The organism is Roseburia porci, from assembly GCF_009695765.1.
GTDB classification, from domain to species: Bacteria; Bacillota; Clostridia; order Lachnospirales; family Lachnospiraceae; genus Roseburia; species Roseburia porci.
The window spans coordinates 13,785-28,158 of sequence record NZ_VUNI01000023.1 but is presented as its reverse complement, the minus strand read 5'-3'; the positions used below and the strand labels follow the sequence as shown (position 1 = coordinate 28,158).

Annotated in this window: 13 protein-coding genes; 3 read left to right on the top strand and 10 right to left on the bottom strand. The window is 41.8% G+C overall.

Annotated elements, in window-relative coordinates; translation table 11 throughout:
* Nucleotides 1-65: 65 nt before the first annotated feature.
* Nucleotides 66-962, top strand: coding sequence for a DegV family protein (locus FYJ75_RS11800; RefSeq protein ID WP_154430643.1), 897 nt, complete (start codon nt 66-68; stop codon nt 960-962).
* 38 nt (nt 963-1,000) lie between these two features.
* Here the strand turns inward: FYJ75_RS11800 and FYJ75_RS14540 are convergent, their stop codons facing one another.
* The 3 genes from FYJ75_RS14540 to FYJ75_RS11785 form a co-directional block, all read right to left on the bottom strand.
* Nucleotides 1,001-1,909, bottom strand: coding sequence for a CPBP family intramembrane glutamic endopeptidase (locus FYJ75_RS14540; protein WP_235907096.1), 909 nt, complete (start codon nt 1,907-1,909; stop codon nt 1,001-1,003).
* Nucleotides 1,910-2,009: 100 nt separating this feature from the next.
* The gene (locus tag FYJ75_RS11790; protein ID WP_154430642.1) at nt 2,010-3,797 is read right to left on the bottom strand and encodes a methyl-accepting chemotaxis protein; all 1,788 of its coding nucleotides are present in this window, start codon (nt 3,795-3,797) and stop codon (nt 2,010-2,012) included.
* A gap of 119 nt (nt 3,798-3,916) precedes the next feature.
* A complete protein-coding gene (locus FYJ75_RS11785; protein ID WP_154430641.1) occupies nt 3,917-4,606 on the bottom strand; it encodes a YczE/YyaS/YitT family protein in 690 nt (229 codons plus the stop codon).
* A 218-nt stretch (nt 4,607-4,824) separates the two neighbouring features.
* On the opposite strand from FYJ75_RS11785, the gene FYJ75_RS11780 reads away from it, so the two are divergent.
* The gene (locus FYJ75_RS11780; protein ID WP_154430640.1) at nt 4,825-5,256 is read left to right on the top strand and encodes a MarR family winged helix-turn-helix transcriptional regulator; all 432 of its coding nucleotides are present in this window, start codon (nt 4,825-4,827) and stop codon (nt 5,254-5,256) included.
* Nucleotides 5,253-6,533 carry a cytidylate kinase family protein gene (locus FYJ75_RS11775; RefSeq protein WP_154430639.1) on the top strand — a complete coding sequence of 427 codons (1,281 nt, stop codon included), beginning with the start codon at nt 5,253-5,255 and terminating at the stop codon, nt 6,531-6,533. The genes FYJ75_RS11780 and FYJ75_RS11775 overlap by 4 nt, the downstream gene beginning before the upstream one ends.
* A gap of 443 nt (nt 6,534-6,976) precedes the next feature.
* Here FYJ75_RS11775 and FYJ75_RS11770 read toward each other — a convergent pair whose 3' ends face one another.
* From FYJ75_RS11770 to FYJ75_RS11740, 7 genes are all read right to left on the bottom strand, one after another.
* Nucleotides 6,977-7,246, bottom strand: coding sequence for a hypothetical protein (locus FYJ75_RS11770; RefSeq protein ID WP_195839006.1), 270 nt, complete (start codon nt 7,244-7,246; stop codon nt 6,977-6,979).
* Nucleotides 7,247-7,450: 204 nt separating this feature from the next.
* Nucleotides 7,451-8,356, bottom strand: a complete 906-nt coding sequence (locus FYJ75_RS11765) for a hypothetical protein (RefSeq protein WP_154430638.1) — start codon at nt 8,354-8,356, stop codon at nt 7,451-7,453.
* Nucleotides 8,357-8,605: 249 nt separating this feature from the next.
* Nucleotides 8,606-10,303 (bottom strand): ATP-binding protein, encoded by a 1,698-nt coding sequence (locus tag FYJ75_RS11760; RefSeq protein ID WP_328596936.1) that lies wholly within the window; start codon nt 10,301-10,303, stop codon nt 8,606-8,608.
* Entirely contained in the window at nt 10,300-10,815 is a 516-nt protein-coding gene (locus FYJ75_RS11755) for a hypothetical protein (RefSeq protein ID WP_154430637.1), read from the bottom strand. The genes FYJ75_RS11760 and FYJ75_RS11755 overlap by 4 nt, the downstream gene beginning before the upstream one ends.
* Nucleotides 10,816-10,972: 157 nt before the next feature.
* Entirely contained in the window at nt 10,973-12,730 is a 1,758-nt protein-coding gene (locus FYJ75_RS11750) for a vWA domain-containing protein (RefSeq protein ID WP_154430636.1), read from the bottom strand.
* On the bottom strand, nt 12,730-13,650 hold the full coding sequence (locus FYJ75_RS11745) for an AAA family ATPase (protein WP_154430635.1): 921 nt from the start codon (nt 13,648-13,650) through the stop codon (nt 12,730-12,732). The genes FYJ75_RS11750 and FYJ75_RS11745 overlap by 1 nt, the downstream gene beginning before the upstream one ends.
* 24 nt (nt 13,651-13,674) lie before the next feature.
* Nucleotides 13,675-14,313: a hypothetical protein gene (locus tag FYJ75_RS11740; protein ID WP_154430634.1), complete on the bottom strand. Its 639-nt coding sequence runs from the start codon at nt 14,311-14,313 to the stop codon at nt 13,675-13,677.
* Nucleotides 14,314-14,374 lie beyond the last annotated feature (61 nt).

Below are 14,374 nucleotides of genomic sequence, written 5' to 3'. Positions count from 1 at the left end.
ATCGGCATTCGTTTTAAATCGTTAAAATTTGGAGATACTTATAAAAAAGAAAAAGGAGACTGCATATGTTTCAGATTTTTGTTGATTCTGCAGCAAATATACCTGCCACAATCGCAAAACAATATAATATTCACGTATTATCATTCGTAAATTATGTAAATGGAAAGGAGCTCGTCTGCTACACCCCGGATCTTACTCCGCAAGAAGAACGGGAAAAAGGCGCCGAATACTATAATGCCATGCGCGCCGGTTGTGAGATCAAAACCGGGCTGATCAGCACCGCCGATTTTGAAGAAGCTTTTCAGAAAACAATGGAAAATAATCAGGATGTACTGTATTTCTCGTTGAGCAAAAACATCAGCGGAAACTACAATTCTGCCCGCCTGGCTGCGGAAGATCTGATGGAACATCCGATCAACAACCGTAAAATCCGTCTGATTGACTCTTTAAATGCCTCCCTTGGTCAGGGACTTTTAGCCATTTATGCAAGTGAGTTCCGTGCAAAAGGCATGGAACTGGATGAAGTGGCTGACATTCTTGAAACCTATCCGGCCAGAATGAACGGCATTTTTACGGTTGGAGACCTGAAATATCTATCGAAAACAGGAAGACTGAAAAGCTCCGTTGCCACCATTGGCAATATGTTAAAGATCAAGCCGATCTTACAGGGCAGTCAGGATGGCTTTATCGTCTCTTACAAAAACTGCCGCGGACGCAAAGCTGCCTTAAATGAACTGGTCGAGCTCACCTGCAATAACATTGTAGATCCAGCCGGTCAGATTCTTGGCGTCGCACACGCCGATGCTTACGAGGACTCCCTCTACGTAATGAACGCAATAAAAAGCCGTATTCCAGTGCGTGGCTTCATTAACACTTCCTACGATTTTTGCACAGGAAGCCACGCCGGACCAGACACTGTGGCTGTCTTTTTCATGGGAAAAGACCGTGAATTAACAAAATAATCCCCGGCCTTCTTCTTTTCCGATTCTGTATACACAATTTATTCTGCCCAGACATTGTATGCCTGTTTGCCGTGTTTTCTGCCCCACAGATAGATGATGATGCAGGCGGCAAGCAAAACAATATCCGCAAAAATCGTTCCTTCAATTCCAAAACCAACATCATATGCAAAACTGTTTGCTGCAGTTGCAGCATCCAGCTTAAATACCGAATATGGAACCATCATACCGCTGTTTGGCAGGCCAAAGATGATATTCTGGGTAAAATTCCATGCCGTATGCAGTGCAAATGCACACCAGATGCTGTCCATATAATATACCAGCAGTGAAAACAAAATTCCCACCAGAAAAATATTAATCAGCGACAGAATTGTTACCCCATCGTTGAATAAATGCAGAAATGCAAAAAATAATGAATTGCCCACGATCGCAACTACCGGTTTCTGATAACTTCTGCGAAGCTTCTGATACAGAAAACCACGGCACAAAAGCTCCTCCGCAGAGGACTGGATAAATACAGTAACAAATATTCCAATAAACGATGCCAGATGAAAAGCATCGTATGTCAGTGCAATATCCTTATGAAGCCATGCGACCAGAATACAGCAGCCATTCATCACAAATCCCAGAACCGTTCCCAAAAGCAGATATTTCCAATTATTCCCCTGTGGCTTGGTTCCGATCGCCTGTATGATCGGACGATTCCGTTTTTTGATCAGAATCCAGAAAATCGCTACTGCCCAGATTCCAAGAAAGATCACGTACATATACGCCGTATTCAAAAATGCCGATTCCCGCATCTTTGTATTCAGCATAAACCCAAGCTGGAATGGCACTCCGATTACAAGTCCACCCAGAAACTGCCCCAGGAACATCAGAATAAACGTTTCCAGATACAACATTGGAAGTGTGTCAACAATTTTGTTTTTGATCAGTTTTTTCTTCTCCATATGCTATAAAACTCCTTTATACATTTTATAGCTTTTATTGTATATTTTCACATTTAATGTTTAATGGGGTCTGCCTTAAGATTTCCTTAAAACTGATTCTTTATACCGTAAACCGGTTCATCTTCTTTTCCAGTTCATGCGAACTTGAAGCCAGTTCTGAAATATCTCCTTCAACGGAGTTCATGAGTGATGTCAGTTCCTCTGTGGAAGCCGTTACCTGCTGACTTGCTGCTGCCGTACTTTCAGCACTTCCTTCAACCTCTTCAACCTGTGTAGAAACAGAATTGATCTCATCCATCGTATCGGAGATAACCGATGAAATCTTCTCGATCTTGTCATTGGTTTCTGAGATTCCTGCTTCAATCAGTGAGAATGCTGTGATCACTTCTTTGGTATCGTTAATATTAGTCTCATTGCTGTTTACAACCAGATCAATACACCGTGCACACTCATCAAATCCGGTTACAAGTGATGTAATGATCGTTTTGATGCGTTCAAGTTCTTTCGATGTATTCTCTGATAATCCCTTAATACTGTCTGCGACTACTGCAAAACCTTTACCAGCTTCACCGGCTCTGGCTGCCTCTATAGACGCATTCAGTGCAAGCAGATTTGTTTCTGAAGCAATCTCTTCGATGCTGGACAGAATCTCGGACATTTTCTCAATTGTCTGGTTTGTCTCTGCAATTTGTGATGCAATCGTAGAAACATTTTCTGTCATTTCTCCACTGCCCTTGGACATTGCTTCAATATGCTTTTTCATGTTGCCGGAATTCAGGCTTAATTCTTCTGTGCATTTATTGATCGTTTCGGTTGCAGAAGTGATGTCGTTTGCGCCATCCTGAATCTTCAAAACGGTTTTGTGCATATTATCAATTGCCTGAACCTGACGGGTTGCTTCCGTTGCAACACCTTCAATCGCTTTTTCGATCTGACCGGTTGCTTCAAGTGCGGTCTCTGTCATATTCTTTACATTGTCTCCGGCATCGGTTACTTTTTTCGAAATCAATACGCTGTCCTTAATGATTCCGCTGAAGTTTTCCATGGATTTATTGGCATTCTGCACCATGGAACCGAGCTCATCTGTGCGTTTTGCATATTTGCTGTCGATCGCGCCGGTAAGATCTCCGGAAGAAATACTTTCCAGTTTTCCTTTTACAACATCAAGTACTTTGATCACCCGTTTAATAATCAGGAATGTAATAACGATCATTACGATAATTAATACAACACTTTCCGCTGTCAGTTCATATATGTTTGTCCGGAATGTTTTGGAAATCTGCTTTGTATTGTCACTGGAATCAATATTGGCGTTGATATCATCTGTATAACATCCCGTTGTAAGCACCCAGTTCCACGGCTCAAATTCCTGGCTGTATGCGATCTTAGGTGCTTCTGTTTTTCCATCTGATTTGGTAAAAATGAATTCATTGAATCCGCCGCCCTGCTGTGCGACTTTCATGATCTCCTGAATGATCATGACACCGTTATTATCCTGCAGTTCACGCCGGTTCGTTCCCTCCTGCTCCGGAAGGATTGGATGCATAACAAGCGTATAATCTGTACTGTCGACCCAGATGTAGCCATCCCCTTCATCTCCATAACGGAAATTTCTCAGTGTTTCAAGAGCTTCTGTCTTCGCCGTATCTTCATCCATCTGCCCATTCTGATACTGATCATAGTAATACTGGACAATGGTAAGTCCCGACTGAACCTGCGATTTTACCTCTGTTTTATATCCGTCTAAAATGTCATCGTAACGGATATCTTTGATCGTTTTCTCTGTGGTGGTAAAAATCCACCCACACGTGCCGACAAGAATCAGACATGTAACTAAAACAATCCCTGAAAAAATCGCTGATAATTTAAAAGATAATGATTTTTTCATGTGCCCGTCCTCCTCTTATTTTATAAAAAAATCATTTTCTTTTATTATAGCACTTTTTCACTAATTTACAAAATATTTTCGTATTTTTTTGTCGATATTTGCCAATTCGTCTGTTTTTATTAGAAAGCCTCTTTTTCTGCCTCTTTGGAATTGTCATATGCAATCACTGGTCGTATTGCCTTTTCGATGTGCTCCATAAAGAACTGGATGAGTGGTCCCTGAATAAGCGCATTTAACACTGTTCCAAATCCAAGTGTTGAGCCAAATGTATTTACGCCACAAAGCAAAAATCCAACAGTCAGGAATGTAATATCAATTCCAATTCTGACAAAACGATATTCGATTCTTGTTTTATCCGTAAAAATAAGAATAAACAGATCATTTGGTGCAACGCCAAGATCACATGCTTTTTCCATGGAGAAGCCAACCGCGATCAAAATACAGCTGATTACAACAAAAAGAAGCCTTACCGGAACCGGAAAACTTCCTAATGACAGTGGCATGATCACGCGGTTCATCAAATTAATGCATACCCCGGCAAATGCCAGTGCCATCACGGTTCCAATATTGATCTGCTTCCATTCCCGGAACACGACCACGATCACCAGCGTAAATATGATCGATAAAAACAGATTTGCATTACCTACATTCATATGTAAAAGACGCGCAATTCCAGTTGTAAAAATGGTAAATGGGTCCGCACCGATTGATGTCTGAATAAAAATTGCCACACCTGTCTGAATGATCAAAAGTCCTGCAAGAAACACAATGATCCGTTTCGTCAGCTGAAATAAATTTATATTTTTCATCACATATCACCTCATAAAACGTAAAATAAATTTTCTCAGACAGTGTATCATACTGCGCATAGTGTTTCAAGCATTTTCCGTCATTTTCCGTCATTTTCGTTCAAATATAAAAATACAATACCTGATGAGCGCTATATACGATTTGACATTTCCCATTCTGAATACTATTATTAATTAGAATCCTAACAATTAGAAATCTAACCAAAGGAGTTTTGTTTATGAAAGAATCACTGCATTATCTTCTGATGTCTGATCATCTGATGTTTCAAAAGGCACTGGTCAGCCGCGTGAAAGACACCGGTCTTACCCCTGGTCAGCCTAAGATTCTTGATTACCTGCTCAATCACGACGGTGCGATTCAAAAGGACATTGCTGTTTTTTGCCATATCGAACCGGCTTCTTTAACCGTGATCCTGAGTGGAATGGAAAATAAAGGCTATATCAAACGGCAGACAGACAACGGCAACCGCCGATCACTGCACGTGTATCTGACTGATACCGGCAGAGCTTATGCCAACCGGCTGCAACAGGAATTTTTACAGATCGAGTCCTGTGCACTGGACGGATTTTCTGCATCGGAAAGCCAGCAATTTCATGACTTTTTAGGACGGATTTATGAAAATATGATGAAAGAAGGAAATAGTAAATGAAACATATGAAAGTAAGAATCCCGATGTATTTTATCGGGCTGTTTATTATGACGATTGGAATCGCTTTTTCTGTAAAATCCAATCTCGGAGTCTCTCCGGTCAGCTCCATTCCGTATACGATGACCTGTGTCTGGGGAATCGAGATGGGAAAAGCAACCATCCTTTTCCACATCGTACTGGTACTGATCCAGATTCTGCTTTTACGGAAAAAATTCAAACCCGTTCAATTTCTGCAGATTGCAGTCGGCGTTATATTCGGATATTTCACGACATTCTGTAACTATATGGTATCCTATCTTCCAACACCAAACAATCTGGCGATCCGCATTGGAATGGTACTGATCAGCACCGTATTTGTCGCAATTGGTATCTTTTTATATCTGCCGGCAGATCTGATTCCGCTTGCCGGAGAAGGCTGTATGCAGGCGGTTTCTTCCGTAACACATATTGAATTTTCCAAAGTAAAAATCGGCTTTGACTGCACAATGGTCATTGTTTCTACCATTACCTGCCTGGCGATTCTCCACAATCTTGGAAGTGTCGGCATCGGAACAATCATCGCCGCCATCCTGGTCGGAACATTAGTCGGTATCATCAACCGGGCTTTTGGAAAACAGCGCGATGCCCTGCTCGGAAAAAATGATACTGCAGATCAAGGAATTTCCACATCAGCCTGCAATTCTGTAATCACCATCTCCCGTGAATTTGGAAGCGGCGGTCGTCAGATTGGTAAACTCCTCGCGGACCAGCTTGGTTTTCATTATTATGATTCAGAACTGATCCGTCTTGTTGCAGAAAAAAGCGGATATACACCGGAATACGTAGAACAGAACGAACAGACCTTAAAAAATCCTGTTCTCCACGATTTTTTTGCCTGGTATTCCAGTCCGCTTGATCAGTCTGAGCTGCCAAAAGTCGATCAGCTTTTCCACAAGGAAACAGAAATCATCCGTGGTCTTGCACAAAAAGAATCCTGTGTCATCGTCGGCCGACTGGCTAATTACATATTAAAAGACCTGCCGAACACTTACCATGTGTTCATCTCTGCTGATACCACATCCGAGGCTGCGCGCGTTGCCGAACGCGATCATTTATCGCTGGATGCTGCTGCCGCCAAAGTTAAAAAAGTAAACCATGAACGTGCCGTTCACTGTAAGCACTTTACCAAAGCCGAATGGGGCAATGCCAAAAATTACGATCTTTGCATCAAATCCGATGATTTTGGTGTAGAAGAAACAGCCCGTATCATCGCCGAACTGTTTCAAAAAAGGGGATAAGTGTTTCGAAACGCAACCATCTACATAAATATCACTTTGCTGGAAAATAAATACTGCTTGAAAGGACTTTTTATGATTTCAAGCAGTACTTATTCAAGCTCTCCAGCGCTTTGAAAAAATATTTACTGCCTATAAAATGGTTTTATGATTCCAAGCAGTACTTATTCAAACTCTCCAGCAATTTCAAAGAATATTTACTGCCTATAAAATGGTTTTTTGATTTCAAGCAGTATTCATTCAAACCTTCCAGCACTTTCAAAGAATATTTACTGCCTATAAAATAATTTTTTGATTTCAAGCAGTATTTATTCGAACTTTCCACTCATCTTAAAGTATATATACTGTTTAGATCAGCAAAATAGCGATCTAAGCAGTAAAATCGATGAAAGTATGAATATGAAATAAAAAGCTCTATCTTATCATTAACTCAAAATTCATTTTCCTTATCTATTCAGATATTCATTCCACTTCACATTAACAGATTCCAGCTCATGCTTTTGCATAATGCGATTTCTGTCACTAAGGATTGCAAGCATTTCATCCACGACTTCTTCCATTGGAAGTTTCTGATAATGGGACAGATATCCAATCATCCTCTGTGCCGTCCAGTCTGTATTTAAGTTCAATGTAATCTGTTCACAAAATTCCTGTGGATATCCTCGTTTCATCAGGATATGATAAAGTTCCATACTTTTTGGTGTTCTTGGTTTCATGCCTGTTCCATTACTCCTATATCTTTTCTGAATCTATATTGTGATGCGTTATCCGATCACTTCATTAAGGACATCATACAATATTTCCGCAAAGTTGTCCTGCACTTCCCGGTAAATGGCAAAAACAGAATCTAAAATGCAAAGAAGACCGGCCACATGGCCGATCTCCCTTTACGAATCTGGTTTGATTTCTTACAATACTATTTAAAATGTGAAGTCATATGTAGTCTGCTTATTACTCTCTGCATGATCATACTTATCCTGCATCTCTTCCTTATATCCTTTCTCCGTTGTAACATGGATTGGCCAGCTATCTATCATCTGGATATCATCAAAACACTGACCAGAGAATTCTGTATATACCACATTATCGCCGATTTTCCAGCAGACAAACATATCATAGCAGACTTTTCCATCAGGCTCTGACACGAAAAGTGTTGCAGTTGTAGGTTTTCCAAGATATTCCGGAGTTACTTCTACCTTTTCAACAGCTTCATCCGGATCCTGTGGCTCTCCATTCTGATATATGGTAGATGATGTTAACGGTATGCTGGAAGATCCTGTAATGGAACCACTTGTTCTTGACGTCAACAAAGTCCACATGTCCTCTTTGATCAGATCACGTCTGATTTGAGACCAGTTCATATCTTTTGTATGATATGCCACAAATGATATAGATGGCCAGTCTCCATACTCATCAACAGGCTCTAAGCTACTATCTTCGAATGAATTTGCTTCCACATCCAACAATGAATCATCATATTCAGATTCGTCTGCTGCCAGTTCTAAGACATCATCTGCTGTAATATCCTTGATCGCTCCTAAATGTGCCAAAGATACATCCTGTTTTGTCTCGCCTTCTTCATTCATGAAAAAATCAAGAATTACAAATCCTGATTTTGTACCAGGATATGTATAATCCGTAGTAAAATCCGAAGATCTCTTGCCTTCCTTCGATTCCGTTGCCTTCGATTCCGTTACCTCCGCAGCCTCACTTTGTGATGATGCATTTTCCTTACTCTCAGCTTTGCTGTTACCCGATGCGCAGCCTCCAAACATCATAACGCTGGCTGCAAGAATACAGCCAATTGTGCATAATCTTTTTTTCATTTACTTTCCCTTTCTATTGTCGTATTTTCTATATAAATATAAATTTTCTAAATTTTTCATATTTCATATAGAAATCCGTGAACAATTCTAAAGTCTACCACACTTCAGATATGGGAACAACGAAACTTTAGTCCTATGTCCAATTTTGCTTATAATCCATCAACCGTAAGTTTTCCCATGAAACATGCTCCGGTTTTCCCTTCACATTTTCATCCATAATCACGACGTTTTTTGCACCTGTTATATAAATCAGGTCTGAATATACTTTCCAGTCAGTTCCTCAATCGTTTGTTTCAGCATTTTAACGTTAAGCGGTTTGGCAAGATGTGCATTCATACCTGCTTCGAAGCATTTCTGTGCATCTTCCTTAAACGCATTCGCGGTCATTGCAATAATTGGGATCCGCTTTGCATCGGAACGGTTTATGGCGCGAATCTCTTTTGCTGCAGTAATTCCATCCATGACGGGCATCATTACATCCATCAGAATTGCATCATACGTGTCTGCCGGGCTGTTTTTGAATTGTTCCACAGCCTGCAATCCGTCACCTACAATCGTAATTTCTGCCCCTTCCTCTTCAAGTATTGTTTTGGCAATTTCCGCATTCAATTCATTATCTTCAGCCACTAACAAACGTATTCCCTGAATGTCATTATCCTGTGAAACTGGCGGAATCGCCATATCCTCCTGTGATGCGATTTCAAAAGGTATTGTGATCACAAAAGAAGAACCTGCGCCTTCCTCACTTGTAACAGAAATTGTACCATTCATCTTATCAAGCAGCTTTTTCACAATTGCCATGCCAAGTCCCGTTCCCTGATATTTGCTTCTGGCGCCTGCCCGCTCCTGCGCAAATGGCTCAAAAACATGTTTCAAAAACTCCTGGCTCATTCCAATACCGGTGTCCGTGATCGTCCATTGGTAAATGCACATACCATCCTGTTGTTTCCATGCGTCCACAGTTGTGGTGATTTTTCCATCTGGACGATTATACTTAATGCAGTTTCCATAAATATTTAAAAAGATCTGGCGCAGATGCAGCGGACTTCCATACACGTACGGATATGGAATGTTTATTTTTTCTTTATCATAATTCCATGCAATTCCTGCTTCCTTTGCCCGGTCAACAACAATTGCAACGATCTCTTTTGTCATATCCCCCAGACAGATCGGTTCATGTGCAAGCTCTACCGATCCATCTTCCAATTTACTCATCTGCAAAACATCATTGATCAGCGAAAGCAGGTGATTCGTAGCAACTTCCATTTTCGCATGGTTTTCCATAATCAGTTCGGAATCGTCCGCATGCGCTTCATCAATCCTGATCAGTCCCATGATCCCATTTAACGGCGTGCGGATATCATGACTCATTCTGCAAAGGAACTCTTCTTTGGCACTGTTTGCGACTTCTGCCTTTTTCAGTGCCTCTTCGAGCTGCTGCTGATGTTTCTTTTCTTCCACAATAAGATTATCAATCGGGCGATAACCTACGATAACCTTAAAACTGCTATCATCCATAAAAAGCCGGACAACTGTCGCTTCAAAATACTCTTCACCAGCATTGTTTTTTCTTGTCTTATGACGATAGCTCACGCTCTTTTCTGTTTTCAGGTGCTGCATCAGATGATCTGCGTCAAATACTTCCAGATAATCCGGTGCAGACTCCCTGATGACAATATGATCATATGAATACTGTATCCATTCGGAATAACTGTCCTTGTTGTCCATATGTTCCCTTGCAACAGCAAAATGCGAATCTTTCGTTTGTTTGATTGGTTCAAGCGAATCATTCATCAGATCACATAAGTACGCGGACGAATAATTAATGCAAAGCGCATTAAACAACTGACGTTCTTTTTCAGCATGGTTATAATCACTCTTCATCTGGTCACATTCCTGTATCAGACGATTCACGTGTTTTACCAGACAATACAGTATCGACGTCACAACATATACTCAAATGTAAAGCCTGCCGCATAGAACAGAAAAAGATGATTTCTTGTATACACCCCGTACAATACTTCCGGCAAACCTGCCGCTTTTACATATACCGAAACAAGCATCGCCATATAAGAAATCGCCGATGCACTCAATACGATGGATTCTTTGAAATACAGACAACTCATGATCGGAACCAGTGCATATGTAATATAAATACCGATATGTTCGTTTGCCCCCATAACTCCAATAAACACAGACGCGGAGATGAGCATGTAATATTTCATAATATTGTCGGATAAAAAACGTGATAAAATCTTTGGTGAAAGGCTGACTAACAGACCGACAATGATAACGAAATACGTATAACTTGTCCCAAATTCAAAAAATCCTGTTACAGACAAAAATGTCATCAGAAGAATCACCACCGAGCATATTGCCATAATGTTTGCTACGATGCGATTGATCTGCCTGGTATTGCGCTCAAAAATTTTTGAAACACTCTTAGGATACTTATCCATTACTCTGCAACTCCTCTTTATCTTATTCTGTTCTTACACTTACTTTTTTTCCTGAAAAAGCTATCCCTAATTTCAAAATGTCATGAATTCCGTCTTTTTTCATTTCCGAATCATATCTCATCACATTGATTTGAGATAAGTGGATAACCGATAACCATCACCCGATGGTCAATTCCTGTATTTCCTTCTGAATCAGACGACCGGCGGCTTTTGCCAGCTGGTCTATCTGGCGGATTCTTGTGAATTCTTTGCCATAAATCTGTGCCGCATTATGCGCAGCCGCATCATTTCCCATAAAAACTGCTGAGACGTGAATTCCATTGGCACGCAGTGCACGGACTTCGGATGCAGTATCCTGAACGGAAACATCATCCTCATAGTTGCGTCCCATCGGAGCATGCTCCGATGGCAGAATCCGCTGACTGTCGTTGGGCGCGGCATCGGTGAGAATGATCAGCAGATGCCTGTCGGCAGGACCTGGTGCAAGACGCAGAAATTTCTCCGCCTCGCGGAGCGCCAGGCCATCTCTGTTCCATCCGGCAGCAAAATAATTGAAAATACGGTCACATTTCTTATCCTCAAAAGCTTTCAAAACATGAAAAACCGTATAGCCCCTCACACTGCAGAATTTTGATACCCGGACCGGAATATGACACGCAAGAAGACTTTGCGCAAGAATCACTCCCTGTGCTGCAAGAATTTCCTGATACTGGAGTCTTGAAGCAGACGCATCTAAAAGCAGATCAACCGTAAACGAAGGCTGGTTATCATCTTCCTTCGCATGAAAAATCCGATCATCTTCTATATATTCTGCCCGCCATACTCTTGTAATATCCAGACTGCCACTCTGACTGGATAATACATCCGTCTGCTGATGGACCTGTTCGCAGTTACGGATCTGCTCCGTCAGGTGGGAAACCAGACTGTTATGAAGCTGCAGATTCTTATGATAATAAGAACGGTTTCTCTCGGCCTGAAGCCCGGCCTGGTCCCTTAAATGACGGAATTTGTCCGGGATTTTCCCATGTGTAGTGTATTTCCCATCCGTAAACCAGAGATGACAGCCGTTATGATTACCGGTGCACAGTTCTTTTTCGATTTTCACAAGATCCTGATCTGAAAAAAGAGATCTTCCGAAACAATTCTCAATATAAGAACGATCGCTGATCTCCTTTTTAAGCGCAATATGCCCTCTCTTTTTGCTTTGTAACGTTCCGCCCATCTGAACATCTGCCTGCGAAGAACGCATAACCATAATCTGGTCATTTCTGACCGTCTGGACAGGCATAATTCTGGTCAAAAAACGGGCAAATGCTCCGGTAACATGCAGACGGAATCCCTTTTTCACATGTTTTTTGCCATCAAAAAGATGAAATTCCCGGTAAATCGCAAGTATGGTTTCCTTGATTTCGTCTGGAGAAGGCATTTCTGACGGAGTCAGAGCGCAATAAAGCTTTTGCTCAATGGGCGTAAGCAGAGGATTTTTCTTCCCGAGTACATGGCTCCATCTGGCGGACTGCATATTGTATACAAGTCGGTTTTTGCTCATCCATTCCTGTCTGGAAAGCTTATATTCACCGGCAAAAAAATCGCTGCCATAAGCAATCCGCAGATCTGTCATCGATGGGCGGACAGGAGATTCCTTCGTATACAAAACGTGTTCGAGATACAGCCAGGTCAGATCATCTAACATCGCCTGACTGATATCGCCATTCCAATACCCAAATAACGTACTGAGCGTTTTCTCCCCGTAATACTTATACGCCAGTCCGATGATCAGATTCATGTAAAAATCCGAAATCTGGTTCTTCGTTTCCACCGCCAAAAACAACGGGTCAAAATTATAACGTCCTGCTGCATTCCAGATCTGGTTGGCAGCCCGCCGTTCCCTGGCAGTATAAGTAACGGCGCTCATTATTCAAACACCTCTGAAGGTCTGAGTTTTGCTGGCAGCCGGGCAGCTATCACATCCCGGATGAGTCCCTGCTCATAGCTGTCAAATATTTTGTTTGTAATACCAAGATCGAGTGCATCCCTGACTGGAATTCCTTTCTGCATCAGACTGATCGCATCCAGCGTTCCACGAAGATCCAGCGCTTTTTCGGTAAGCTCTCCATTTTCACATTTTTTCTGAAGATCCAGAAACAGGAGCGCAAACTGCTTGTTATATTTGGCGGTCAGATCCGGAAACTGGTCTTTCAACAGGCGCTGCAGATCATCCTGAATAAGCGGTGGCATCTGGATGACAACAAATCTGGAAGCAAGTGCCTCGTTCAGCTCTCTCGTACCTGCGTAATTGTAATTCATGGTTGCGATAAATCTTGTATCTTCTGCCACGGAAATACGTTCATAGCCAGGCACATCGATCACACGCCGGAAATCAAGAACCGAATGCAATACCGCCAGAGCTTCATTTCTCGCCATATTGATCTCATCCAGAATCCCAAATCCGCCATTTTCTGCACAACAGTAAACCGGTCCCGGGCGGAATGTAACCCTGCCATCATGAAAAGTGTCAGAACCGATCAGAGACGCTGCATCCATATTCACATGGAAAGAAATATCCCACGCCGGGCGGCCAAAAACTGCTGCCAGATTCTCAGCCAGCACGTTTTTTCCAGTAGCTTTCTCACCTGCCAGCATCAGATTCTTTCCACATAAAAGTGCCGCGAGAGCCTCTTCCCAGATCTTATTGCCATAATAGTGAAAATGAGGCACAGGAATCCTGCTTTTCAATTCCTCTTTGACAGCATGAGAATCCGCATAATGCTGCACCTCTTCCACCAGATCCGCGGAAATACCTTCGTGTTTCAAGAATTCAATTAAATCGTTCAAAACAAACACCTTCTTTTGTTGTATTTATTTTATATGAAATATCTGCATAGCACCATAGGTGTGCGGCAGAGACCGCGCTGGAGCCTTTCTGGATGGGCAGGAAAAATTCCTGCAGTTTTCGCATGTATTACATAATTGCTTGAGATCCGCATGTATTTTTGTATCCAGATGCAGGATCATTGTCGCTGTTTTCAGAGGTCGAAGCATCTGACCCTCGGTAAGCTGGATCGCATCCGGTGCAAGACGCTCATAAATCTGAGGAAGCAGCCCGAGCGAATAGGTATCTCCCAGAAAAGATAATTCTTGAAGATATAAGCCACTTTGTTCTTCTACCACCTGTGCAAACTCTTCGTATGCCTTCGACAAAAGCATAAGACTGATGCAGTCCACAATATAGGCTTCCTGAATCTGCTCATGATTCAGATATAATTCCGCCAGTTCATCCGTCCCATTTCCAAGCGTCACAAACCCATAGGCATAGTGCGCAAGTTCGACTTCATCCAAATCCTGATCCAGAGAATAGTACGCATAGGCTTCTATCAGTGGAAAAAGTGCCGTATAAATTGCCCGAATGTTCGGCATCTCATCCGCCGGAAAGTGAAAACGGCCACAAAATTCTTTCCAGTCACTGGAGGATAATCTGGGATTAAGTTTATGTTTCATGAGGGTGGCCTCCTTTTTCTTTTGCAAACATTAAAATGAATATACATATTATGATTTTTTA